We start from the raw sequence: 23674 nt of genomic DNA, 5'->3' as shown, positions 1-23674 counted from the left end.
AGCGATTGCGCGACCATCTGGGCGTCCACTTCCGCGATGCTCCGGCCAGTTCGATCTGGCTTATGCTGCTGGCCGCGGCGTTTGCGGTGTTCAACCTCGAGGCGATTTCTGAACGCGTGCACCGGGCAATGCCTGGACCAGGCCAAGCTGAATCCGAGGGATCGGTGCGCTGGGCAGTGACCTTCGCAGATTGACCGGGGTCGCGCGGCAGCCGTTTTCTCGTGACGCAGACCACCCTTCGGCACATGGACGGATGCATCAGACCTGATTAGTATCCGTGGTCTCCGTCCGTCGGCGGAGTTACCGGGGATAGTCATGAGAATTCGAGTTGTTTCCACTTTCCTTTTGTTCGCGGGAGTGCTGGCCGGAGCCGCCTATTTCGGCCTGAAGCCGGCGCAACCACTGGATGAAGATGCAGACGCCAAGGGCGTTTGGTCCAAGCCTGGCCAGGGCGATTTCTGGGCAACCCGTGTGGCTTACCCGACCATGAATTTCAGTCCGGTCTGGTACGACGAGGCCAAGCCCGCCGATCGGTTGATCCAGTCTGGAATTCCCGCAGGCGAAAAGAACTACCGGCGATCCGCCGAGTCACCGCTGACCCTGGCGCCGGGCGGCTGGACTTTCCTTGGTCCGTCCCCCTTGCTCAACGGCGGTGTCGTGGTTGCGGGCCGGACCAATGTGATCGTGGTCGATCCACGCGGACCGGATATCGACGGCCACTACACGGTCTTCGCCGCATCTGATGGCGGTGGTGTCTACAAGTCGACCGACTGCTGCGATGCGAGTACGACCTGGCGCAATGTCACCGACGACCGCGAGATTGCCAGCATCGCCATTGGCGACCTGTATATCGAACCGAGCAATCCCGATGTGATTTATGCCGGCACGGGTGACCTGCGCTACGGGTCCTTTTCGTTCGGTTCCGCGGGTGTGCTCAAGAGCGTAGACCAGGGCGAAACCTGGACCGTGCTCGGCGAGGATGTCTTCAATCCGTTCTATCCGCCATCGGTGGGGCTCGGATATCCCCAGTACCAGGCCATCGGCAAGGTCAGGACGGATCCGAACAATCCCGACACGATCATTGTCGGCACCAAGACGGGCCTGTTTGTCTCCAACGATGCGGGAACGAACTGGACCGGTCCCTGCTACACCAATGCCTTCAGCAGTCAGCGCCAGGACATAACCGGCCTGATTCTCCAGGACATCGGTGGCGGAGCCACGCGCATGTTTGCCGCCGTGGGTACGCGAGGCGGTCCCACCACGGTGCAGCCAGACCTTGCCAATCTCGGTGCGAACGGTGTCTATCGGGCGACCTTGCCAGCCACGGGCTGCCCGGCCACCGGTGACTGGACCCTGCTCGCCAACGGTTGGCCGGCAGGTACCGGCGATGGCAATCCGGCCGGGAAAACTCTCGGCCGTATCGAGCTGGCCGATTCCGCAAGCAATCCCGACACGATCTATGCAATGGGCTCGAACGGAGAATCGTTGGGCAATGGCGTGATCGGCATCTGGCGCACGGACAACGGTGGCGACAACTGGACTCAGACGGCCGTGGGTTCCAACGTCGAAGCGGGTGGCTGCAGCAATGCAACCGCCGGCGGTGGACAGATGTGGTATGACGCCGGGCTTACGGTTTATCCGGGCAATCCGAACACCGTCCTGCTCAGTGGCGTGGACATGTGGCGTTCGACGGATGGTGGCGCCAGCTTCAAGAACATCACCTGCGGTTACGGTAACGGCAATGTCCACGTCGACCATCATGCGCGCGCCTTCCTGCCGGACGGATTCGGTGGCTACGACAGCGAAAAGGTGTTGAGCGGCAGCGATGGCGGCGTCTTTTACACTCAGAATGCGATGTTCGGCACAGGCGGCAGCAGCGCAGCCAATCGGCCGACCTTCATCTCGCTGAACCAGACCATCGGTTCCATCGAGCTCTATTCGGGAGACATCACGGCCAACTTCGCAACGGCGGCAACGCCGGGTGCCAATGCCGGTGCCCAGGACAATGGCAGTTCGTTCGCGCAATGGAGCAACACTGATCCCGCTCCGGTTCAATGGACCGTCCGCAATGGCGGCGATGGCATCTATACGCGAATCGAGCCAATCAACGAATTGCGCTGGTACTGGTCATCCCAGAATGGTGCGTTGCGCGTTACCCAGGGCGGGCCAAACAGCGGCTCAACGTCGGCTGCGGCACCGGGCGGCTGGGGCGGTGACACCTTGAGCTTTGTCATGCCGGTCGAGCTGTATCGCTATGGTGTACTTGATGCGCCTGGCAGCGGATGCAGTACGGCGATCGGTTGCAGCTACATGCTGGGCGGAACCAATCGCGTCTGGGAGACCCTCTCTGGCGCCATTCCGACCAGCAGCTGGTATCCGAACAGTCCGAACCTGACCAAGAACACGCTGGGCAACCGGTCGTTCATCAACCAGCTGGCCCATGCCACGAAGACGCCGAGCGTGGTCATCGCCGGAACCAACGACGGCAACGTCCAGGTGGGTTTCGGAATGAACCAGGGCACGGCCAATTCCGCGACCTGGGTTGATCTGACCAACGGAAACGCCGTACTGCCGAACCGTCCGGTCATGGATGTAACCGTTGATGTGGGCGATGCGGGCAATCCTGGCGCGACCACGACAGGCTACGCAGCCCTGGGTGGTTTCGACCAGAACACGCCAGGAACACCGGGCCACATCTACGAGGTCACCTGCCAGAACAGCTGCACCACATTTACCTGGCGCGACGTGAGTGGCAACTTGCCGAATATCCCGGCCAATTCGGTGGCAGTGAACCCGAACATGCCGAACCAGGTATTTGCCGGCACCGACTGGGGTCTCTATTACACGGACGATGTCAGCGTTGCGAATCCGGTCTGGTACCGGTTCGAGAACGGCTTGCCTCGCGTGATGATCTGGGACATGGCAATCGATCGAGGCTTTACCACTCTCGCTGTATTCACGCGCGGACGCGGTGCCTGGGCCTGGCCGCTGCCCAGTGGCCCGATCGATCTGATTTTCCAGGATGGATTTGATCCACCGATGTAATTGACGGGTCAGTAGACACATGCGCCGGAGTGCACGGCACTCCGGCGCCATCATGGTTTCGGTTTTCCAATGCGATCGGGTTGTTGCGACCGGCAACAGCCAGCTCAGGGCGACGGTTGCAAGTTGTCGCCTACCAGATTCCGACTCTGCAGCCAGGCGCGTGCGTCATCCGCATCTTCCGCAAACCAGGCCCGTGTCGAGCCCAGGCGAAACGTGTAACCCCATTCGTCCATGTCAGCCATGAGCCGATCGCGACCGATGCCGGGAAGAGCGTCGGCAAGGACGATTTGCAGGTAGCAAGTGGCGTCTTCTTCGGCGATCGAATCCGTGGCGTTGGTATGCACCCGGACGCGCCGCTCGACCGGCATCACGATCAGATGGCAGGCCTCGTGCAACAGCGAATGGACGGGCGTGTCGCCTCGGGCATAGACCGTTTCGCCGATCAGCCCTGCTTCGGGTTCACCCCAGAAGCTGCCCGGTATCGGCTGCCCGTCCGCGACGCGCTCGAAATTGATGGCGTGTCCGGCCAGCAAGCGCCTTACAGCGGGTTCATCGATATCCGCCAGCACCAGCATGCGGGCAGGCGCCTCAGTTTTCGCCGATGGCGACTGCGCCATTTTCCGGCAGTGCCACGGAAAGTTCGAGAACCTCATGATCGCCGTCACGCTCGACGTTGATGAGCACTGCGTCAGGATCGACGTTGACGTACTTCTTGATCACTTCAAGGATTTCGCGGCGCAGGGTAGGAAGATAGTCCGGACTGCCTCGCTGGGCACGCTCCTGGGCAACAATGATGCGCAGTCGTTCCTTGGCGACGTTGGCCGTGTTCTTCGGCTTGGGCTTGAAGAAGTCGAGGATTCCCATGCTCAGCTCCTGAAGATTCGTGAGAGCAGACCTTTCTTCTGCGCATCAATGAAACGAAGGGGACGGGTCTCGCCCAGCAGCCGCGCGACGGCATCATCGTAGGCGTGGCCAGCGTTGGACTGTTCGTCAAGGATGACCGGAATGCCGGCATTCGACGCAGCCAGGACACCTTCGGATTCGGGGATCACGCCAACAACTTCGATACCGAGAATTTCCTGTACGTCCGCGATGCTCATCATGTCGCCGGATTCGACGCGGTTGGGGTTGTAGCGAGTCAGCAACAAGTGCTGCTCGACCTGACCGTTGCCGAGTTCGGCGCGTCGGGTCTTGCTCGCCAGCAAGCCAAGAATCCGGTCGGAATCGCGCACGCTCGAGACTTCGGGGTTGACCACGACGACTGCACGATCGGCGAAGTACATGGCCAGCGCGGCGCCCTTCTCGATGCCGGCGGGTGAATCGCAGATCACGAAGTCGAATTCTTCTGCGCGCATGCCATCAAGTACGCCTTCGACGCCTTCCCTGGTCAGCGCGTCCTTGTCGCGCGTCTGCGAGGCGGCGAGAACGAACAGGTTGTCGTAGCGCTTGTCCTTGATGAGGGCCTGCTTGAGCGTGCATTCGCCATTGATCACGTTGACGAAGTCGTAGACGACGCGTCTCTCGCATCCCATGATCAGGTCGAGGTTGCGCAGACCGACGTCGAAGTCGATCACGGCAACTTTCTTGCCGCGCTTTGCCAGGCCTACTGCCAGCGAGGCGCTGGTCGTGGTCTTGCCTACACCGCCCTTGCCGGACGTGACGACGATGATATCTGTCAAAGTCCTATCTCCATTGGCTCTTGTGATCCACCGTCAGCCGAGCCTGGCCAACAGCAGTTTTTCCCCCTCCAGCCAGGCCTTCACGGGCTTGCCGCGAAGGTCAGGTGGAAGATCCTCGAATACCCGGTACTGGCCGGCAATCGACACCAGCTCGGCGTGGAATTCCTGACAATAAATGCGCGCGCTCTCGTCACCCTGGGCACCGGCGAGCGCGCGACCGCGCAGCGCGCCATAGACATGGATGGATCCATCGGCAATGACTTCCGCACCGTTGGCCACCAGCTTGGTAACGACCAGGTCGCCGCCGCGTGCGTAAACCTGCTGACCTGAACGCACGACGGCATCCTGATGCAGGGTATGAGCAGTCTCCCGGCTGGGCGGTGGCGGTGTCGAGACGGACTCCTCTCTGGCCGGCGAAGCCGTGGTTTCCGCAGGCGGGGCCACGGCGGGTTCGCCAGAGCGCTCGAAGGCGGTTCGGAACTTGGCAAACAGCGGCAGGTCCAGCGATCGTGCCAGCGCTTCGTTTTCAGTGGTTCCGTACGACAGCCCAACCGGAAGCATGCCGGATGTACGGATGCGCTCGAGAAGATCCCGAACCTGATCAATGGCGGGCAGGGAAGGCAGATGGCTGAGGTCAAGGATGACCGGAGTGCGCAAGAACAGCTGCGGCGCCGTGCTCACACGCTCGCCGAGTTCGCCCGAGATGGCTTCGGCATCAAGGCGCTTCAGGCGCAGGTTGGCGACTCCGACCTGACCAAACTTGAGTTCGGCTGCCGGTTCCAGATTCTTCGTCGATTCACCCATTGTTGCGGTTCAGCCCCGACTCGCCTGCGCCAGGCCCTGGACAGGCCGGAGCTCGGCACGTTCGGCCAGCCACGGCTGGTCGGGCAGCTCGCCTGTGCCGGATTTCAGATAGGTGTCGCGCACGAACTCGTAACTGCACAGTGATTTCGCCAACAAGCTGACCGGGCGACCGACACCATTCATGAGTTGCTGCCCAACCTCGTTGAATCCGTAGGTTCCATGAAAAAGTACGGCAACATCGTCGCGTGGTTCGAGAAACACCTCGCAAGCCAGCAACGGCACGCGCAGTTCCGCATAGCTGGTCACGTCGCAATAGAAGATCCGGCCGAGGCCGAAGCCGCGATAGGGTTCGGCGATGACGATTCGGTCAATATAGGCGAATTCGGGATAGCGCTGTCGGAACCAGAGGAAGTTCGGGCTTGAATAGCCCGAGAATTCGCGCAGCGCGACAAGGAAACCGGCGATCACGCCATCGACCTCGGCGACCCTGAAATAGGCCGCATGGGTGAAAAACCAGCGCATCTGAGTCGCATCCAGAGCCAGAATGCGCGGCCCGACGGCGTTGTTGAGGGCGAGCACGGAATCGAGCTCGTGCTCACGCACGTCGCGAATAACGAAGGTCATGCGTTCAGGCGCTCCAGCGGGGGATTCGTCTTGCCGAATCGTTCGGCACGGAAGCCGGATTATCGCATGCGCAGGACCGGCGGACCATTAAAAAGGCGTCTATCCGGAGCCGTCTCTCGAATCCCGGACAGCCTTCAGTCAAGCAGGACAATGACTTCGGGCAGGTTGCGGGATGGTCCGACACGCCTATGATGGCGTCATGTCCATGCCCCACTTCAACCACATTCGGCTGCTGCGCTACGCCAGCCTGTTCACCTACGCCTGCGTCGGCATCCCGCTGCTGCAGTTCGAGACAGTCATTGCCGAAATGCTGGAGCGGGGAAGACCCTCCTATTTCTACGACCTCTGGCTGGGCTGCTATCTGCTTTTCGGAATCGTCTTCTGGTTCCTGACCCACGACATGGGTGCGCGCAATCCGTCCGGCCTGCGTCGCATGGTCCAGATCGCCATGTTGCTGTTGTTGAACCTGCTTGCCATCGCGGTCGGCTGGCTCAGCCAGAGCGGCCTTTGTGCGCTGCTGCTGGTCGTCGTATCGGTGGCCTTGCCCTGGATTCTCAATCTGCAGGTGGGCGTGGCCTGGATGGTCCTGCAGAATTTCTCCCTGCTGCCGCTGTTCGCCAGTTGGCCCAACTACTCGCTGACCCAAGCGGCCTGGCAGGCAACGATGTATTTCGGCATCTCGACGACCACGTTCGTCACTTCGCTCATCGCAAAGCAGCAAGCCGAGGCCCGCGAAGACCAGCGCCGCCTGAATGCCGAATTGCGGGCCACCAGGGCGCTACTGGCCGAGTCCAGTCGACTCGGGGAACGCATGCGGATCTCGAGGGAGTTGCATGATCTCGTCGGTCACCACCTGACTGCCTTGAGCCTGAATCTGGAAGTGGCCAGCCATCTGGTCAGCGGCCAGGCTCACGAGCATGTACGGCAGGCCCAGTCGGTCGCCCGATTGCTGCTTTCCGACGTTCGGGAAGTTGTCAGCCAGCTTCGCGAGGATGACAGCATCGATTTGACCGAAGCCCTGAAAAGCCTGACCGAGGGTGTTCCAGGCTTGCGCATCCATCTCGACTTGCCAGCCCACTTCACCATCGATGATCCGCGCCGCGCACAACTTTTGTTGCGCTGTGCCCAGGAGATCATCACCAACGCCGTCCGCCATGCCAACGCGCGCAATCTCTGGCTGGAATTCGAACGCACCAGCGACCGCAAGCTGGTCATCCATGCGCGCGACGATGGCCGAGGCGCAGTGCAGCTGAAGCGTGGCAACGGATTGACCGGCATGCACGAAAGGCTCTCGCAGTTTGGCGGCCAGCTCGATATCGTCACGTCCAAGGATCAGGGTTTTTCGCTGGATGCATGGCTGCCACTGGAGGCAACGCAATGATTTCCGTATGCCTAGTCGATGATCAGACCCTGGTGCGCCAGGGCATACGTTCATTGCTTGAATTGTCCGATTCCATTCGCGTGGTGGCCGAGGCGGTTGATGGTGCGCAGGCCGTGCAGATGATTCCCGAGGTCGCTCCGGACGTGGTGTTGCTGGACATGCGAATGCCTGGCATGTCCGGCCTTGATGTGCTCAATGCTCTGGGAAGTACCGGAAAATTGCCGCCGACCATCATCCTGACCACCTTCGATGACGAGCAACTGGTCCTTGCAGGCCTCAAGGCCGGTGCGCGCGGCTATCTGCTCAAGGACGTGTCGCTTGACCAGCTGGTCGATGCGGTCAAGGTGGTGGCCGGCGGTGGATCGCTGGTGGCGCCCATGGTCACCCAGCGGTTGCTGTCCGGACTTGAGCGGATGCACAACGACTTCACCAGCCTTGATCGCCCGGACCCGCTGACCGAGCGCGAAACCGAAATCCTGCGCCTGATGGCTGGCGGCTACAGCAACAAGGAAATTGCCAATTCGCTCGGTGTCGCCGAGGGAACCGTAAAGAATCACGTCTCGAACATCCTTTCCAAGCTCGGAGTTCGCGACCGCACCCGCGCGGTTCTCAAGGCCTTCGAACTCGGGATTGTCTAGGGCAACGCTGATCTGGTGGCGCAACCGTCACGACGACTGTCTGCGCGCGGACAGGCATCGCCTAACTGATTGTTTTTGAAACACGTGGCCTTCAGAAGACTCGCCATCCGCAGCGCGAGCCTTGCCATGGCCGCCAGTCTTCAACGCACCCCGCAGTAAGCCTGGCTGCCTTCGGAAGGCCATGAGGGTCGTGCCACGTGATCCACGTTGCCCGAGGTTTCGAGCGGGATGAGGCTGATGCGGGGCTTCGCGGCGCTCGAATCGTAGCCATTGCGCCCCAGAGTCAAGTACCATGCTGGATCTGAGCCATGTGGTTCCGGGAGGATCCACTTGAGGGTATCAACACGCCGGACCCGGTAAATTCCTGCCAGATCGCGGGTTTTTGCCGATTCAGATGTGCCGGTGATCAAACAAGTCCTGGAGAGGTCCGGAATGACGCGTGTTCTTGAATTGCTGGTTTCCCTGCTGATCGTCGCGGTCCTGATTGTCGTGGTCGGTGTCCTGCTTCCCAACCACGGTCACGTCGAGCGGCAGGTCGAAGTATCCAGTCCGCTCCGGCAGATATTCGATTCCGTCAACACCTTGCGCCGGTTCCCCGAATGGTCACCGGAGCGCCGCCTCGATCCGCAATTGCACATGGAATACGAGGGGCCACGCACCGGTGTCGGCGCCAAGGTCAACTGGCGTGGCAACGAAAGCGTTGGCAGCGGCAGCGTGGAAATCATTTCCTCGGATGAAGACAGCCAGGTCAAGATGGCCGTGGTCAATGATTTCGCCGGAGAGAACAAGACCTATACCGTCACGCTCAATCCGTCGGAAAACGGCAAGACAACGAAGATCGTCTGGGCCTATGACGTCGACTACGGCTGGGATCTGGCATGGCGCTATGCCGGCCTGTATATCCATGGCAAACCCGACGCAACGGTGCAGACGGCCGTCGCAAACATCGCCAACATGCTGGCCTCGTTCCCCAATGTCGACTACAAGGATCAGGATATCCAGGATGTCGAAGTCGTTGGTGTTCCCGTGCTTGTCGTCTCGACCAAGGCACCGCGTACCCTCGATGAAGTTGAGGATGCCACCCTCACGGCGGTGGCGCGGATCGAGGCTTTCATGGAGAAGGCCGGTCTGATCCAAACCGGGCCCGTGCGCACGGTCACGACGAATTGGGGCGACGAGAACTACGTATTCGATGTCTCCATTCCGGTCGATTCCGCCACGTTCACCCTGGACGGCAACGAATACACGATCAAGGCGCCGGTGCTCTCGGATACGGTTGAAGATGTCCTCGAAGAGGAAGACGCCGGACCCCTCGCCCTGGGCGACTACGATGAAGACGGCTACCTGATTCTCGAAGACGGCATTCGTGCCAAGATCAGCTACAGCGGTCGTGCCCTGGTCACCGAGTACAGCGGAAGTCCTGCTGCCCTGCCGCTGCTGCGCCTGCAGCTGAAGGCGTTTTCTGAAACGCATGGCTATCTCTACAGCGAGATGGGTGCCGGGCGTTTCTGGGACGAAGTCATCGAGACCACTGAAGACGGCGAACAGACATTCAAGGTGACCTTGCCGGTCGAACCCTGAGTCCAGCGCTGCGACAGAATTGCAATCGAACGGGCGGTCCGAAAGGTCCGCCCGTCTTGCATTGGCGCTCCTCGATTCACTTGCGTGTCGGCGTGGCTGGCCTCAAGGTGCCTCGTAGCGAATAGCGCAGACGATGCAACGGCGTATGCCGCCGGGCGTGACGACTTCGAATTCTTCATCGACGCGCGTTTTCAGTGCAGCGCGAGCGAACGGTGAGTCGATGCTGATCCAGCCCCGGCTCGAATCGATCTCGTCGGCGCCCACGATTCGATATTCGTGAACGGAGCCATCTTCGTCCTCGACCGTGAAGGAGGCGCCAAACCAGATCGCGGTCAGATCTGCGGGCAGGGTGTCGGCGGCATGCAGGTCGGGAATGCGCTTGCTCAGGTAGCGCACACGGTGGTCGATTTCCCGCAACTGCTTCTTGCGATAGATGTATTCGGCATTTTCCGAACGATCCCCTTCGGCCGCGGCAGCGGTGATGGCGGCAACGACTTCAGGTCGACGGATTCGCCAGAGTTCGTCCAGCTCGTCCTTCAATTTCAGCAAGCCAGATCGTGTGATGAGGTGCGAAGAGGCCGCCGAGGGCGGGCGCCAGCGACTCATCGAACGTGTTCCACTCAACGCCCCTTGAAAATGCCGCCGAGCACGCCGCGCATGATGGAGCGGCTCATCTGGCTGCCGGCATTGCGGGCAGCGGACTTGGCCATCGCTTCAAGCATGCCCTGACGCCGGCTCGTACCGAACAACATGTCGCGGATCCTGCCCATGAATCCGCCTTGTTCCGCGCCGGCCTTGCCCTTGGCTTCACGTCTTTGGCTGACCACGGGTTCGGACTCCGCAGCCGTGGCTTCCTGTCTTGCCGCCAGCTTTTCGAATGCGGATTCGCGGTCGGCCAGCGTGTCGTACTTGCTTCCGAATGGCGAGCGCAGGCGGATGGTCGCCCGCTCCTCTTCGCTGATCGTGCCGATTCGACAACCGGGAGAGGCAATGAGTGTCTGCTGCACCGGCAAGGGAATACCGCCTTCCTGCAGCGTCGTCACCAGCGCTTCGCCAACGCCTAGCTGGGTAATGGCGGCTGCAACGTCCACTTTCGGATTGGGTGGCATGGTCTCCGCTGCGGCTCGCACGGCCTTCTGATCGCGTGGCGTGAATGCACGCAGGGCGTGCTGGATGCGATTGGCTATCTGGCCCAGAACCGCCATGGGCACGTCATCGGGATTTTGCGAGCAGAAATAAACGCCCACTCCCTTGGAACGGATCAGGCGAACAACCTGCTCGATCCGTTGCACCAGGGCGGGCGGAGCATCGTCGAACAGCAGGTGGGCTTCGTCGAAAAAGAAAACGAGCTTCGGTTTGTCGATATCGCCAGCCTCGGGCAGGCTTTCGAACAATTCGGAGAGCATCCAGAGCAGGAAGGTCGAATACAGCTTGGGTTTCAGGATCAGCTGGTCGGCGGCAAGAATACTGATGATGCCGCGCCCCGACATGTCCTGGCGCATGAAATCGACGAGGTCGAGGGCCGGCTCGCCAAAGAAATTGTTGGCACCCGACTCCTCCAGCGACAGCAGCGCGCGCTGGATGGCTGCCAGTGAGGCGGCGCTGATCAAGCCATAGTTCCTCGAGATGGTCCTGGCGTTGTCTGCCGCAAATGCGAGCATCGCGCGCAGGTCCTTCAGATCGAGCAGTAGCAGGCCCTCGTCGTCGGCCGCGCGGAAGACCACCTCAAGTACCCCTTGCTGGGTATCGTTGAGTTCGAGCAGGCGCCCCAGCAGGGTGGGCCCCATCTCCGAGATGGTCGCCCTGACCGGATGCCCGAGCTTGCCGAAGATGTCCCAGAACACGACCGGGTTTGCATTCGGGCTCCATTCCAGAGCCAGCTTGTCGAGCCTGGACTGGAGTCTATCGCTCATTGCTCCGGCTTGGGCCAGCCCGGCCAGATCCCCCTTCACGTCGGCCAGAAACACCGGTACGCCCAGTTTCGAGAATCCCTCTGCAAGAAGCATCAGGCTGACCGATTTGCCGGTGCCCGTCGCGCCTGCAATCAGGCCATGGCGATTGGCATATCGTGCATGCAGCCAGACTTCCTGATCGCTCTTCCCAACTAGGATCTCGTTCACCAGTAGTTTCCTCGATTACGGGTTTTCAGATTGCGGAGCCGATTGTAGTCGACGCTTGCCTGAAGTGCCGGTGTGGTGCTCGGTGCGAGGAGTACGGATGTCCGATCTGGCCTGTCGCCCTGTCGCCCGAACCCCGGAAGGACTGGACTGCGGGCGCTCCGATGCCGCTTTCTGGCCGCCTTGCGCGGCCCCATGGCGCACTGGAGTCCCGTGCGGCAACGTTCATGGACGCATTCGGCCCGATCAGCCTCCCGAGGTGACGCTTGCTCGACGTGTTGCCGTTGCCGCAGGTCCGGCGCTCGGTTACCGTGCCGCATTCGTCACAAGGATTTCCCAGGCATGCCTATTTTCTACCGCATGTTTTTCATGCTCGCATTGGCAACATTGACGGCTTGCGCCGGCACAGGCACCGCTACGACGCGCACCTCGCCTTCGGGAAAGGTCGATGAGAGCGCCGTCAACGCGCTTTACAGCCGGCTTGATGAGGACAGCCTTCGCTTTGAATCAGGTCTGCAACTGGCCGAATCCGGCGATGAGGCGCGTGCGCAGGCTGAAATGAAAGCGGCCATGGATGATCTGCAGGCCAGTGCTGCGACCTGCGCATCCACGCCGGGTTGCGATGGCAACCGATTTGCTTCCGTGTACGACCGCTTGCTGCGACGCAGTCTGGAATTTCCGTCCGTGACGAACCCGGGTAGCACGGACGTGGTCGTCGATGAGCCCACCAGGGAGTCCAGCGAGGATTCGCCGGTCATCGCCAGTCTGCCCGCCATGCAACGCACCATCACCTTGCTCAAAGGCAAGGAGCTGGCCGATATCCTGGTCACGAACGAGGCGGTCAAGGCAGGACTGGAGCAGTGGCTGACCCAGTATCGGCCGAATCTGATGACGGCCTACGTCAACTACCAGTTCATGCGCTACAAGATGTGGCCCGAATATCACAAGGCGGGTCTGCCCGAAGCACTCCTGTTTGGAATGATGGCGAAAGAATCCGGGGGCCGCGTTCATGCGGTTTCGCGATCGGGTGCTTCGGGGCCGTTGCAGTTCATGCCGGCGACGGGGCTTCGCTTCGGCCTCGGGAGCAAGGATGGCTTCGACCAGCGCTTCGATCCGGCCTTGTCCACGCGCGCCAACGCGGCCTATATCAATGAGCAACTGGAGCGACTGAATGGCAATCTGGAGCTCGTCATCGCGGCCTACAATGGTGGCGAAGGGCGAATCGGCAGGTTGGCGGCCCGCAGCGGCGCGAGCAGCTTCTGGGATCCCAAGATCTACTCCGCTTTGCCTCCAGAGACGCGAGACTACGTGCCGATGGTGCTCGCAGCGGCCTGGTTGTTTCTTCATCCGGAGCGCTACAACCTCGAATTCCCCAGCATCAACGCACACCCCGGTCGCATCAAGCTGGTCGAACCGGCATCGCTGGCCGAGCTGACCGTCTGCCTCGGCAATACCGGCAACATGTATGACGGCTGGTTCCGCACCTTGCGCAATCTGAATCCGTCGCTGGATCCGCAGAAGAAGCTTGCGGCCGGCACCGAACTGGATGCTCCGGTTCAACTGGAGTCGGCGTATGCGCGACAGTGCGTCAGTGGTCGCTGGGCTCAGTTGGCCAGCGAGCTCAATCAGGCTACCGCCTCAATGACGCCGGTTCGCAGCGCCGCACGCAATACCGCATCGAGCGGCACCTACACCGTACGTCGTGGAGACAATCTCGCCGCGATCGCTCGTCGCAGCGGTTGCGCCAACACGCGGGAAATTGCCCAGTTGAATGGCATTCGGGCGCCGCAATATCGGATCAAGGCAGGGCAGAAACTGCAAATGCCGGCTTGCAGCAAGCGCTGAATCCCGATGTGCTAAAAAAAACGCAGCCGGAGGGCTGCGCTTTTCTCGGTACCCGATTCAACGAGGCGGATCGATACCCGGAAGCTTGGCTGCGGATGACTTTCAGGCGGCCTGAGGGTGGTTCGCCAGCAACTGCGACATTTCCTTGGCCGGTACCGTTTCCTTCAGGGTGCGCAGGGTGCGCATGACCAGTCGATGCAGCTCGCGCTGGTCCGCGTAGGGAGAATCCTTGGTTTCGTGAAAGGTGACGGTCAGCCACAAGGCAAGGCCGCGCAAGCGAACCTGCAAGCTGTCGGACTTCATGCGCTCGTATCCAATCGATGTACCACTGCCCCATGGCGAATACTTTTCATCCGGCGGTGTGGCATAGAGGTGCGGATATTCACTTTTTGCGGCGTTCGAGAACTCGCGCATGGCCAGTGCGGCCAGCTGGCGGCGTGCATTCGGCGCCAATTGCTCCAGGGCTTTCTCGATCTCCTTGAACTGGCGGCGGAGCTGCATGCCGCGGGTGAGGGCGATCAAGCGGGTAATGAGGTGCATCGGTGTTCCCCTGAGGTCTGCAAGCCGCGCCTGTGACGCGGAATGTAATGTTGTGACAATTCTAGTCCCATTTCTGGAGACAAAGCTATCCCTGAGTCACATTTTGTTCCAATCACGGCGGTCCGGATGGCCGTGTCAGAGTCAGCGGTCCCGGCCCAGGCTTCCAATGCCGAATCCAACCCTCATGGCTTGCTCGGGCTTCAGCGTGGAATCGAGCTGTGGGCCTCCATTGGGAAGCAGCAGGATGACGGTCGATCCCATGTTGAATCGACCCATTTCCTCGCCTCTTTCCAGCCGGATGGCGTTCCCGCGATAGTCCCGTTTGCGAATCTTCGATGCATACGGGGGAATTTCCAGATCGCCCCATACGGTCGAAACGCTGGACACGAGCAGGGCTCCGACCAGAACCAGGGCAAACGGACCGTGTTCGCCGGTGAAATGGCAGACCAGCCGCTCGTTGCGCGCAAACAGGCGCGGAATCGACTCCACCGCCTGTGGTGCGACGCTGAAGATGCGCCCCGGCACATGCAGGGTTTCGACCAGGGTTCCGGTCATCGGCATGTGCACGCGATGATAGTCGCGTGGCGACAGGTAGACGGTGATGAACTGCCCTTCCTGATAGGGTGCAGCGGAAGCCTCATCGCCCAGCAGTTCGGCGCAGCTGAAATCCCGCCCCTTGGCCTGGAAAATGCGCCCCGCAGAAATGGGCCCGGCCTGACTGATGCGGCCGTCGGCAGGGCATAGCAGGGCTTGCGGGTCGGCATCGATCGGCCGCGCCCCCGGCTTCAGTAGACGGGTAAAAAACGCATTGAAATGCGCGTATGAAGCCAGCTCGGGCTGCGCGGCCTCGTCCATGTCGACGTTGAATCGGCGAGTGATCTGCCTGATCAGGAAATTCTTCCACGGCGCCCAGGTCCAGCGCGTGGCATGGAAAACGATACGCGACAGCAGCCGGTGTGGCAGCAGATATTGAAACAGGATGGAAACAGGCATCAGCGCGACTCGACCAGGGTGAGAATGTCGGAGCTGATTTGCTCAGCCACGAAAGGCGGACGAAACAGTCCGGCACGGCGACCATCCGGATCGATGATGATCGAGGACGCGCTGTGGTCGACGTTGTAGCCGCCCGCCGGATCCGGATCCCGCACATAGAGCAGGCCGAGCGAGCGGGTCAGTCGGGTCAGCTGTTCGTCCGTACCAGTGGCAGCGACAAAATCCTTGCTGAAGAATTGAACGTAGCTGGCCAGCTTTTCCGGTGTGTCGCGCTCGGGATCGACCGATATGAACAGGAACCTGACCCGATCCGTCACGCCTCGCCTGGCCAGCTCGGTCCAGACCTGCCTGAACGTGGCCAGGGTCGTCGGGCAGATATCCGGGCAATGAGTGAACCCGAAAAATGCGATCGTCCAGTGACCGCGCAGATTGGCTTCGGTCAACGCGGAGCCATCGGTGCGCTGCAGGCTGAATTCGGCGACCGGGCGCGGATCCGGATACAGGACAGCCGTCTGCAGCGATGGTGGCGGCGGATCGGCCAGCCAGCGCGAACCGGCCCAGAGGCCGAATGCAAGGGCCAGGGCAGCAATGACAAGAACAAGGGCAAGGCCGATGCGGCCACTCGGAATAGGCGTTTTCATCAGTCCAGTATAGCGAGCCGGATGGCTGGTCCGGGCGCGGCATGCTGACCCGGTCCGCGGTCTTGCAGATGGCACCCCCTGGCCAGCGTTGCCTTAAAGCTCGGATCGCGAAAGCTCGGATCGCGCGGCTTCGGCGACTATACTTCGCGGCCTTGCCTCGATCCCGAACCCATGACCGCAGAACTTGCCACCATCATCGACTTCATCCGCTTTGGCGCCAGCCGGTTTTCAGCGGCGGGGCTGACCTTCGGACACAGCTACGACAACGCAATGGACGAGGCGACCCACCTGGTCTTGCAGACCCTGCATCTGCCACACGACCTGTCGCCTGCCTATGGCCAGGCCAGGCTGACGGCTGCCGAAAGGTCATCGGTACTCGAGTTGATCGAGCGGCGCGTGAGTGAGCGCACGCCGGTCGCCTACCTGACCGGAAAGGCCTGGTTCGCCGGCCTTGAATTCCTGTCGGACCGACGCGCCCTGGTACCCCGCTCACCCATAGCGGAATTGATCCTGGCCGGCTTTTCCCCGTGGCTTGATGACCGCGAAGTCATCCGCGCGCTGGACCTGTGCACGGGGTCGGGCTGCATCGGCATTGCCATGGCTTCGCACAATCCGGACTGGCTGGTCGATCTGGTCGATATCAGCGACGAAGCGCTGGCCCTGGCGCGCGAAAACATCGCCTACCAGCAAGTCGGCGACCGCGTTCGTGCCCTTGCATCGGACCTGTTCGCCGGGCTGGAAGGCCAGCGCTATGAGCTGATCGTCAGCAATCCGCCCTATGTCACCGAGCAGGAGTTCGATGCATTGCCTGCGGAATACGCGCATGAGCCCAAACTCGGCCTGACCGCTGGCGCCGACGGCCTTGATATTGCATTGCGCATTCTACTCGATGCACCGCAGTACCTCAGCGACGATGGCGTGCTGATTGTCGAAGTGGGTGAAAGCGAACGCGCCCTGGCTGAGCTGCTGCCGTCGGTGCCGTTCAACTGGGTCGAGTTCGATGTCGGTCAGATGGGCGTATTCGTGATCGATCGCGCCGACCTGATCGAACATGGCGAGAGCATCCGCGCAGCGCAGCGCAGCTGAAGCCGCCACCGGGATCGAAAACCGCCATGTCCAGCAATGCATTCGGAAAACTGTTCACCGTAACGACTTTTGGCGAAAGCCATGGGCCGGCGATTGGCTGCGTGATCGATGGTTGCCCTCCTGGGCTGGCGATAGCCGCCGAGGACTTCCGCACCGATCTCGATCGCCGCGCTACCGGCCGTTCGCGGCATACCTCGCAGCGCCACGAAGCGGACGATGTCGAGATCCTATCCGGCACCTTCGAAGGACACACCACGGGCACACCGATAGCGCTGCTGATCCGCAATACGGACTCGCGCTCGAAGGACTATTCCGAAATTCTGCAGACGTTTCGGCCCGGCCATGCCGACTATACCTACTGGCAGAAGTACGGCATCCGCGATCCGCGCGGTGGCGGCCGTTCATCGGCCCGGGAAACCACCATGCGCGTGGCTGCAGCCGTAGTTGCGCGCAAGTGGCTGGCAGAGCACTTCGGCATTCGCATCCGCGGCCATCTGGCGGCCATTGGCGAGCTTGAGCCCCGTACGTTCGACTGGGCAGCGGTCGAGCAGAATCCCTTCTTCTGGCCGGATGCCTCGATGGTCGCCGAGCTTGAGGAATTCATGACTGCACTGCGCAAGTCCGGAGACTCGGTCGGAGCGCGCGTGAACGTGGTCGCCGAGGGTGTCCCGCCGGGTTGGGGCGAGCCGGTCTATGCGAAGCTCGACGCCGACCTGGCAGCGGCCATGATGTCGATCAATGCAGTCAAGGGTGTCGAGATAGGTGACGGTTTCGCCGTGGTGGCGCAGCATGGATCCGGGCATCGTGACGAAATGACTCCGCAGGGATTCCTCAGCAATCACGCAGGCGGCATTCTGGGTGGCATCAGCAGCGGCCAGGCGGTGACCGCCAGCGTGGCCTTCAAGCCCACTTCGAGCATTCTGATTCCGGGGCGAAGCGTGAATCTGGCCGGGGAGCCGATGGAAGTGCGGACCAGGGGGCGGCATGATCCCTGCGTCGGCATACGCGCCACGCCAATCGTCGAGGCCATGATGGCGCTGGTGCTGATGGATCACGCCCTGCGCCACCGTGCCCAGTGTGGCGATGTCGGCGAGGTTGCGCCACGGATACCCGGTGCGGTGGAGTAGGCATGCGATCGCAGCCGGGGGCTTTGCTGCACTGCAAAAATGATTGACACTGGTCGCGCTCCCGCGGCGATGCAGCTCGTCGCTTGGGCGGCAAATTCCTATCGAACGAATCCTCAGGGTCTGGCATGAGCAGCAAGAACAGCTTCAAGGTCGCCATGGTCGGCGCCACCGGTGCAGTGGGTGAAGCGCTGATGGAAATACTCGTCGAGCGCAAGTTTCCCGTTTCCGAATTCGTTGCGCTCGCCAGTGCACGCAGTGCCGGAGCCAAGCTGGATTTCGGTGGGCGCCAGGTGCTTGTCCAGGATCTGGCCCATTTCGATTTTTCCGGAACCGATATCGCTTTCTTCTCTGCAGGTGGCAGTGTCAGCCGCGAGCATGCTCCGCGCGCGGCAGCGGCCGGTGCGGTGGTCATCGACAATACTTCGGAGTTCCGCAACACGCCCGACATCCCGCTGGTCATCAGCGAGGTAAATCCGCAAGCCATCGCCGCCTATGCGCAGCGTGGAATCATCGCCAACCCGAATTGCTCGACCATGCAGATGCTGGTCGCGCTTGCGCCCATCCACCGTGCGGTCGGCATCGAGCGCATCAATGTCGCGACCTACCAGTCGGTCTCGGGCGCCGGTCGTTCCGGCAATGAGGAGCTGGCGCGACAGACCGCAGCCGTGCTCAATTTCCAGCCCGTAAAGACGGAAAAATTCAGCACCCAGATAGCATTCAATGTCATCCCGCACATCGATGAATTCCAGGACAACGGCTACACACGCGAAGAAATGAAAATGGTCTGGGAAACACGGAAGATCCTCGACGACGAGCGCATCCAGGTCAATGCGACCGCTGTACGCGTCCCGGTATTTCTTGGCCATTCGGAGGCCGTACATCTCGAAACACGCGACAAGATCACGGCAGAACAGGTCCGGAATTTGTTAAATAGCGCGCCAGGAGTGGAGCTTGTCGATGAGCGCAGGCCTGGCGGCTACCCAACCCCGGTCGGTGACGCTGCTGGCCAGGATGCGGTATTCGTGGGCCGAATTCGCGAGGACATTTCGCATCCGCGCGGAATCAATCTCTGGGTTGTCTCGGACAACATTCGCAAGGGCGCAGCCCTGAATGCTGTTCAGGTCGCCGAACTATTGGTGAAAACGTATCTGTGATCTATAGTTACGATTGTGTTATAAGGCATTTTCGAGGTTTGGTCGGCTCCGTGTGGAGCCGCCCAGAGTTCATAGGCATCGTATCCGGGGAGCCCTGTTCATGAAACGACCGTTGCAATTGTCGCTGGCCATCGCGCTCGCGTTGGGGGTGACCGATGCGTACGCACTCGGTTTGGGCGCGATCCAGGTCAAATCCGGGCTGAATCAGCCGTTGGTCGCCGAAATTCCGATCATCCAGAGTTCCCCGGGAGAAGCCGAGGGGCTGATCGTCGGACTGGCCTCGGTGGACGATTTCGAACGGGTCGGCCTGAGCCGGTCCAGCATTGGCGTCGCAGTCCAGTTCAGCATTGGCAAGGACGCGCGCGGTGAGCCAGTGATCAAGGTGACCAGCGACGAAATCGTTCGCGAACCCTTCCTTGGCCTTCTGCTCGAGGCGAATTGGCCCAAGGGACGCCTGCTGCGCGAATACACGGTATTGCTCGACCCGCCGGTAATGGCCCCCGCAGTGAAGGGAGCCAGCGCGGTAGCCGTTGCGACCAAGGCCACGGCACCGACTTCGACCCAGCCCTTGCCCGCCTCCAAGCCGGCACCCAAACCGGCCATGGCCTCGACGCCACCGGCAGCGCCAGCCGCCGCGCCCAAGGCCAGTCCGGCGCCAGCGAAGCCTGCTCCGGCCACGCGCACTGCGGGTGGCAATGAGTACGGGCCGGTTGCGGCCGGGGAAACCCTCGGCGAAATCGCACGGGCGACCTTGCCGGGCTCCGACGTCAACGTGAACCAGATGATGCTGGCGTTGTTGAAGAACAATCCGCAGGCGTTTTTCAAGAACAACATCAACGCACTCAAGCGTGGTGCGGTGCTGCGCATTCCGAGCGCCGAGGAGATTGCCGCCAGCGGCAGCGCTCGCGAAGCGGCCGCAGCCGTGCGTGCCCAGATCGACGAGTGGCGCGGTGCAGCCGCCTCAAGCGCGCCGACCCTGGTCGCCGACACGACACCGTCCAGCCAGAGCTCCACGGCGCGCAGTGGAGCCACCTCGGCCAGCAGCGAACGACTGGCCCTGGTGCCGCCGCGCGAAGGCAAGGCAGGACAGGATGCCGATGATCGTCCGAGTGGCGGCCGTGCCGGCGGAACCGGTGATGTCGCCAGCAAGGCTGAACTGGCCAGAGTCAAGGAAGCCCTGACCAGCAAGGAACAGGAATCCAGCGAACTCAGGTCGCGGGTCAAGGATCTTGAGGAGATCAAGGGCAAGAACGAAAAGCTGATCAGCCTGCAGAGCACGGAGCTCGCCGAGCTGCGCGAAAAGCTCAAGCAACTGCAGGAGCAGGAAGCAAAGGATGCCAAGGCCGCGGCAGCGATGGCCAAAGCCGACACGTCCGACAAGGAAAAGGATGCGGTCAAGGCAGAGGCCCCGGCGACTGCAAAGTCCGAGTCCGATTCGATCAAGGCAGAGCTTGCACCGGCCGATGATGCAACGATCACCAAGGATGACATCTGGGGCAATGCAGACGGCACCGGACCCGACAAGTCAGGCACCAGCGATTCGGCCGCCTTGGCTGACAGTGGAAAACCAGCAGCTGCCCCCGCTGAAGCAGACAAGATCGTGGATGCAGCGGCTCCAGCTCCCGGATCCGAATCCTCTCCCGCATCCATGGCACCCGAGCCAAGCCCGCCCGTTGTTGTGGAGAAAGCACCGCCACCCGCGCCGGCCAAGGCCGAGCCCGGGAAAGACACCGCGAAACCGGTTGCACCGGTCAAGCCAGCCCAGCCGGCCACGCCGTGGTATCTCGAACCCATGGTTCTTGGTGCAGCGGCGATCGGTGGCCTGCTGCTGGTCATTCTTGGCATCTTCGGATTGCGCAAGCGCAAGCCTGCGGCTTCCGGCCCTGCGCGTACATCGATCGCGGGTGCATTCGGTGATTCGCCGATCGGCGCTCCGCCCCTGGCCGACGCGGACTCCGAGGAGCAGGAACTCATCGCACAGGTGCAGGATGATCCGACCAATGCAGGCGCGCATCTGGAACTGCTGAGCCTCTATTACGCACAAGGCGATACCGCCAAGTTCGAGGCGGCCGCCGAAGAAATGTACGCGTACGTGGCAGATCCGAACGAGGTGAGCTGGCGCGAGGTTCGCACGATGGGTGAGGAACTGGTTCCCCACAATCCGCTTTTCAGCAACCAGGATTCGATTGTCGACAATTACTCGGATCGGGCGGAAAGTGAGGAATACACTTTCGAGGAGCCCGCTGACACCGTTGAGGATGACTTCCCCGATTTCGAAGAAGAAGTCGAGAGCGCGGAGACGGCGAGGAGCAGCCTCGAGACCGCCAGCATGCCGGCACTGGATGTATCCGACTTCGATCTTGGCGAGACGCGGCCACCAGAACCTGCTCCAAGTTCCGACACGTCGTTCAGTTTCGATCTGCCTCCGATTGAAGACGCGCCGGCCATGACTGAATCGAGAGTCGAGGATGACGGGGAGGGAGCAGACATGGACGAACCCGACGGCGACGTTTCCGACGAGGAATTCTTTGCGGGCGAAGATGCCATCGGCACCAAGCTCGATCTGGCCAAGGCCTATCTCGACATGGGCGATCCGGAAGGCGCGCGCTCGATGCTCGAGGAGGTCCTTGCCGAGGGCAACTCGTCGCAGCAGGATGAAGCACGCAAGCTGATCAGCGAAATCGGCTGAGTCGAGATCCACGCGATTGATCGAGGCCGGGGACATCCCCGGCCTCGTTGTCTGTGAGCGGCGGGATCCTGCTTCTTGCAGGACCGAAATGGCTGGCCGAAGCAGTGCAGCAGCAACAGCGCTAGTGCCGGACGATTACGTCGGCAGTGCCAGCAGTGGTTATCCGTCGCGCACGCGAATCCGGTCAGACAGGAGGGGCGATAGCCGAGTCGCCTGCGGCCTTGCTGCAAGGGGGAAAAGCACTCGTGCGGCCCGCCCGTGGCCGGATCATCGGCGCCTCTCGCCACCCATACGGGCTAGAATTCGCCCTCTTCAACACTGCGGAGTATGCATTGCGCATCGCGCTTGGCATCGAGTACGACGGCACGGATTTCCTCGGTTGGCAGCGTCTGTCCCACGGCCCGACCGTGCAGGGTGCCGTGGAGGAAGCGCTCTCGCATGTCGCCGACCATGCCGTGACCGTCACTTGCGCCGGTCGCACCGACTCCGGTGTTCATGCGCGCTGTCAGGTGGTCCACTTTGACAGCGACTCGGACAGGACCACGCGAAGCTGGCTGTTGGGGGCGAACTCACGATTGCCTGTCGCAGTGGGTGTGCGCTGGGCTGTTCCTGTTGCCGACGACTTCCACGCTCGCTATGGGGCCATCGCAAGACGCTACCGCTACACCATTCTCAATCGACTGGCGCGGCCGGCACTGGACGCGCGCTATGTGGCTTGGGAACGACGGCCCCTGGATGCCGAGGCGATGCAGCGTGCCAGCCGTGTCTTGCTGGGCGAGAACGATTTCAGCGCGTTTCGCACCGTCGCGTGCCAGTCGCGCACGCCATTCCGGAACCTTCGCTCTCTGGAGATACGCCGCTGCGCTGATCGCGTCGAGATCGACATCGAGGCGAATGCGTTCCTGCACCACATGGTGCGAAACATTGTGGGTTCCCTGTTGCCGGTGGGGCGCGGCGAAATGCCGGAAGACTGGATCGACCAGTTGCTGAGGGGACGCGATCGCAGTCTCGCCGGCCCGACTGCCTCGGCATCGGGACTGTGCTTCATGGCCCCGGTCTACCCGCCCGCTTGCGGTCTGCCCGACGAGGTCAGCGCAACATGACTCGCATGCGCATCAAGTTCTGCGGGATCACGCGTCAGGGAGACGCGCAGGTCGCAGCCGATCTCGGTGTGGACGCGCTGGGCTTCGTATTCACGCGCGGCAGTCGACGATTTGTCGAACCCGATTCCGCCAGGGCGATCATTCGGGCCCTGCCTGCATTCATCACGGCAGTCGCTCTTTTCATGGATGACGAGCCGGCATGGGTTCGCGAGGTCACTTCAATCGTCAACCCATCCCTGCTCCAGTTCCACGGGGAAGAGGCGGTTGCCGACTGCGCGGGCTATGGCAAGCCGTTCATCAAGGCCGTGCCGATGGCATCGGTCGCCGATGTGGCAAGCTATGCGGCCAGCTACCCCGGGGCCAGCGGCTTTCTGCTCGATGCGCATCGGTCGGGTGAGCCGGGCGGACAAGGTCTTCGCTTCGACTGGTCGAGACGGCCCTTGCTGGAGCAGCCGCTGATTCTCGCAGGCGGTCTGGACGCGGCAAATGTTGCCGCAGCGATTCGGCAGATGCGGCCTTACGCGGTCGATGTCTCCAGCGGAATAGAGTCGGCACCCGGAATCAAGGATGCCGAAAGAATGCGTGCCTTTGTGGCGGCAGTGCGTGCCGTCGAAACTGATTGAGCAA

22 protein-coding genes are annotated in these 23674 nt (G+C 61.6%); 12 read left to right on the top strand and 10 right to left on the bottom strand.

Translation table 11 applies throughout. The features are described 5' to 3' along the window. Positions 1-5: 5 nt before the first annotated feature. Together R3F00_RS13510 and R3F00_RS13505 are read left to right on the top strand one after the other, a co-directional pair. Complete coding sequence (locus R3F00_RS13510) at positions 6-194, top strand: hypothetical protein (protein WP_371282323.1); 189 nt, start codon at positions 6-8, stop codon at positions 192-194. 121 nt (positions 195-315) lie between these two features. Then, complete coding sequence (locus R3F00_RS13505; protein ID WP_371282322.1) at positions 316-3045, top strand: WD40/YVTN/BNR-like repeat-containing protein; 2730 nt, start codon at positions 316-318, stop codon at positions 3043-3045. Positions 3046-3149: 104 nt separating this feature from the next. Here the strand turns inward: R3F00_RS13505 and R3F00_RS13500 are convergent, their stop codons facing one another. The 5 genes from R3F00_RS13500 to R3F00_RS13480 are packed head-to-tail and all read right to left on the bottom strand — an operon-like array spanning position 3150 to position 6152. Then, positions 3150-3620 (bottom strand): hypothetical protein, encoded by a 471-nt coding sequence (locus R3F00_RS13500; protein WP_371282321.1) that lies wholly within the window; start codon positions 3618-3620, stop codon positions 3150-3152. Between the two features lie 13 nt (positions 3621-3633). Continuing rightward, positions 3634-3909 (bottom strand): cell division topological specificity factor MinE, encoded by a 276-nt coding sequence (minE, locus tag R3F00_RS13495; protein WP_371282320.1) that lies wholly within the window; start codon positions 3907-3909, stop codon positions 3634-3636. Positions 3910-3911: 2 nt separating this feature from the next. Further along, positions 3912-4724, bottom strand: coding sequence for a septum site-determining protein MinD (minD, locus tag R3F00_RS13490; protein WP_371282319.1), 813 nt, complete (start codon positions 4722-4724; stop codon positions 3912-3914). 33 nt (positions 4725-4757) lie between these two features. After that, complete coding sequence (minC, locus tag R3F00_RS13485; RefSeq protein WP_371282318.1) at positions 4758-5528, bottom strand: septum site-determining protein MinC; 771 nt, start codon at positions 5526-5528, stop codon at positions 4758-4760. Positions 5529-5537: 9 nt separating this feature from the next. After that, positions 5538-6152, bottom strand: coding sequence for a GNAT family N-acetyltransferase (locus tag R3F00_RS13480; protein ID WP_371282317.1), 615 nt, complete (start codon positions 6150-6152; stop codon positions 5538-5540). 199 nt (positions 6153-6351) lie between these two features. Here R3F00_RS13480 and R3F00_RS13475 point away from each other — a divergent pair, with 199 nt between their 5' ends. The 3 genes from R3F00_RS13475 to R3F00_RS13465 all read left to right on the top strand — a co-directional run bounded on the left by R3F00_RS13475 (position 6352) and on the right by R3F00_RS13465 (position 9752). After that, positions 6352-7533, top strand: coding sequence for a sensor histidine kinase (locus R3F00_RS13475; RefSeq protein WP_371282316.1), 1182 nt, complete (start codon positions 6352-6354; stop codon positions 7531-7533). Beyond that, positions 7530-8171, top strand: a complete 642-nt coding sequence (locus tag R3F00_RS13470) for a response regulator (protein ID WP_371282315.1) — start codon at positions 7530-7532, stop codon at positions 8169-8171. The genes R3F00_RS13475 and R3F00_RS13470 overlap by 4 nt, the downstream gene beginning before the upstream one ends. A 432-nt stretch (positions 8172-8603) precedes the next feature. Beyond that, a complete protein-coding gene (locus R3F00_RS13465; protein WP_371282314.1) occupies positions 8604-9752 on the top strand; it encodes a hypothetical protein in 1149 nt (382 codons plus the stop codon). A 102-nt stretch (positions 9753-9854) separates the two neighbouring features. Here R3F00_RS13465 and greB read toward each other — a convergent pair whose 3' ends face one another. Together greB and R3F00_RS13455 are read right to left on the bottom strand one after the other, a co-directional pair. Further along, entirely contained in the window at positions 9855-10358 is a 504-nt protein-coding gene (gene greB / locus R3F00_RS13460) for a transcription elongation factor GreB (RefSeq protein WP_371282313.1), read from the bottom strand. A gap of 14 nt (positions 10359-10372) precedes the next feature. After that, on the bottom strand, positions 10373-11872 hold the full coding sequence (locus tag R3F00_RS13455) for a helicase HerA-like domain-containing protein (protein WP_371282312.1): 1500 nt from the start codon (positions 11870-11872) through the stop codon (positions 10373-10375). 339 nt (positions 11873-12211) lie between these two features. Between R3F00_RS13455 and R3F00_RS13450 the strand changes: the two genes are divergently transcribed. Beyond that, a complete protein-coding gene (locus R3F00_RS13450; RefSeq protein ID WP_371282311.1) occupies positions 12212-13714 on the top strand; it encodes a transglycosylase SLT domain-containing protein in 1503 nt (500 codons plus the stop codon). Between the two features lie 102 nt (positions 13715-13816). On the opposite strand, the gene R3F00_RS13445 is transcribed toward R3F00_RS13450, so the two are convergent. The 3 genes from R3F00_RS13445 to R3F00_RS13435 all read right to left on the bottom strand — a co-directional run bounded on the left by R3F00_RS13445 (position 13817) and on the right by R3F00_RS13435 (position 15888). After that, complete coding sequence (locus R3F00_RS13445) at positions 13817-14254, bottom strand: hypothetical protein (RefSeq protein WP_371282310.1); 438 nt, start codon at positions 14252-14254, stop codon at positions 13817-13819. A gap of 141 nt (positions 14255-14395) precedes the next feature. Then, complete coding sequence (gene asd / locus R3F00_RS13440) at positions 14396-15247, bottom strand: archaetidylserine decarboxylase (protein ID WP_371282309.1); 852 nt, start codon at positions 15245-15247, stop codon at positions 14396-14398. Then, the gene (locus tag R3F00_RS13435; RefSeq protein WP_371282308.1) at positions 15247-15888 is read right to left on the bottom strand and encodes an SCO family protein; all 642 of its coding nucleotides are present in this window, start codon (positions 15886-15888) and stop codon (positions 15247-15249) included. The genes asd and R3F00_RS13435 overlap by 1 nt, the downstream gene beginning before the upstream one ends. Positions 15889-16059: 171 nt before the next feature. Between R3F00_RS13435 and prmB the strand changes: the two genes are divergently transcribed. The 6 genes from prmB (at position 16060) to R3F00_RS13405 (ending at position 23670) form a co-directional block, all read left to right on the top strand. Beyond that, positions 16060-16974 carry a 50S ribosomal protein L3 N(5)-glutamine methyltransferase gene (prmB, locus tag R3F00_RS13430; RefSeq protein WP_371282307.1) on the top strand — a complete coding sequence of 305 codons (915 nt, stop codon included), beginning with the start codon at positions 16060-16062 and terminating at the stop codon, positions 16972-16974. A gap of 26 nt (positions 16975-17000) precedes the next feature. Further along, complete coding sequence (gene aroC, locus R3F00_RS13425; protein WP_371282306.1) at positions 17001-18101, top strand: chorismate synthase; 1101 nt, start codon at positions 17001-17003, stop codon at positions 18099-18101. A gap of 125 nt (positions 18102-18226) precedes the next feature. Beyond that, the gene (locus tag R3F00_RS13420; protein WP_371282305.1) at positions 18227-19255 is read left to right on the top strand and encodes an aspartate-semialdehyde dehydrogenase; all 1029 of its coding nucleotides are present in this window, start codon (positions 18227-18229) and stop codon (positions 19253-19255) included. Between the two features lie 100 nt (positions 19256-19355). Continuing rightward, positions 19356-21944 (top strand): FimV/HubP family polar landmark protein, encoded by a 2589-nt coding sequence (locus R3F00_RS13415; protein ID WP_371282304.1) that lies wholly within the window; start codon positions 19356-19358, stop codon positions 21942-21944. A gap of 332 nt (positions 21945-22276) precedes the next feature. After that, entirely contained in the window at positions 22277-23047 is a 771-nt protein-coding gene (gene truA, locus R3F00_RS13410; RefSeq protein WP_371282303.1) for a tRNA pseudouridine(38-40) synthase TruA, read from the top strand. After that, positions 23044-23670, top strand: coding sequence for a phosphoribosylanthranilate isomerase (locus R3F00_RS13405; protein WP_371282302.1), 627 nt, complete (start codon positions 23044-23046; stop codon positions 23668-23670). Before truA ends, R3F00_RS13405 begins: the two co-directional genes overlap by 4 nt. Positions 23671-23674 lie beyond the last annotated feature (4 nt).

Origin of the sequence: Dokdonella sp. (assembly GCF_041395345.1) — a bacterium.
GTDB lineage: Bacteria > Pseudomonadota > Gammaproteobacteria > Xanthomonadales > Rhodanobacteraceae > Dokdonella.
The sequence above is the reverse complement of the archived record's forward strand: the minus strand, read 5'-3'. Positions and strand labels throughout refer to the sequence as shown.

What these genes read in the sequence shown, in the direction of transcription:
- R3F00_RS13505 (WP_371282322.1), top strand. Translation starts at nt 316, where the DNA reads ATGAGAATTCGAGTTGTTTCCACTTTCCTTTTGTTCGCGGGAGTGCTG.
- R3F00_RS13500 (WP_371282321.1), bottom strand. Translation starts at nt 3,620, where the DNA reads ATGCTGGTGCTGGCGGATATCGATGAACCCGCTGTAAGGCGCTTGCTG.
- minE (WP_371282320.1), bottom strand. Translation starts at nt 3,909, where the DNA reads ATGGGAATCCTCGACTTCTTCAAGCCCAAGCCGAAGAACACGGCCAAC.
- minC (WP_371282318.1), bottom strand. Translation starts at nt 5,528, where the DNA reads ATGGGTGAATCGACGAAGAATCTGGAACCGGCAGCCGAACTCAAGTTT.
- R3F00_RS13480 (WP_371282317.1), bottom strand. Translation starts at nt 6,152, where the DNA reads ATGACCTTCGTTATTCGCGACGTGCGTGAGCACGAGCTCGATTCCGTG.
- R3F00_RS13475 (WP_371282316.1), top strand. Translation starts at nt 6,352, where the DNA reads ATGTCCATGCCCCACTTCAACCACATTCGGCTGCTGCGCTACGCCAGC.
- R3F00_RS13470 (WP_371282315.1), top strand. Translation starts at nt 7,530, where the DNA reads ATGATTTCCGTATGCCTAGTCGATGATCAGACCCTGGTGCGCCAGGGC.
- R3F00_RS13465 (WP_371282314.1), top strand. Translation starts at nt 8,604, where the DNA reads ATGACGCGTGTTCTTGAATTGCTGGTTTCCCTGCTGATCGTCGCGGTC.
- greB (WP_371282313.1), bottom strand. Translation starts at nt 10,358, where the DNA reads ATGAGTCGCTGGCGCCCGCCCTCGGCGGCCTCTTCGCACCTCATCACA.
- R3F00_RS13450 (WP_371282311.1), top strand. Translation starts at nt 12,212, where the DNA reads ATGCCTATTTTCTACCGCATGTTTTTCATGCTCGCATTGGCAACATTG.
- R3F00_RS13445 (WP_371282310.1), bottom strand. Translation starts at nt 14,254, where the DNA reads ATGCACCTCATTACCCGCTTGATCGCCCTCACCCGCGGCATGCAGCTC.
- asd (WP_371282309.1), bottom strand. Translation starts at nt 15,247, where the DNA reads ATGCCTGTTTCCATCCTGTTTCAATATCTGCTGCCACACCGGCTGCTG.
- R3F00_RS13435 (WP_371282308.1), bottom strand. Translation starts at nt 15,888, where the DNA reads ATGAAAACGCCTATTCCGAGTGGCCGCATCGGCCTTGCCCTTGTTCTT.
- prmB (WP_371282307.1), top strand. Translation starts at nt 16,060, where the DNA reads ATGACCGCAGAACTTGCCACCATCATCGACTTCATCCGCTTTGGCGCC.
- aroC (WP_371282306.1), top strand. Translation starts at nt 17,001, where the DNA reads ATGTCCAGCAATGCATTCGGAAAACTGTTCACCGTAACGACTTTTGGC.
- R3F00_RS13420 (WP_371282305.1), top strand. Translation starts at nt 18,227, where the DNA reads ATGAGCAGCAAGAACAGCTTCAAGGTCGCCATGGTCGGCGCCACCGGT.
- R3F00_RS13415 (WP_371282304.1), top strand. Translation starts at nt 19,356, where the DNA reads ATGAAACGACCGTTGCAATTGTCGCTGGCCATCGCGCTCGCGTTGGGG.
- R3F00_RS13405 (WP_371282302.1), top strand. Translation starts at nt 23,044, where the DNA reads ATGACTCGCATGCGCATCAAGTTCTGCGGGATCACGCGTCAGGGAGAC.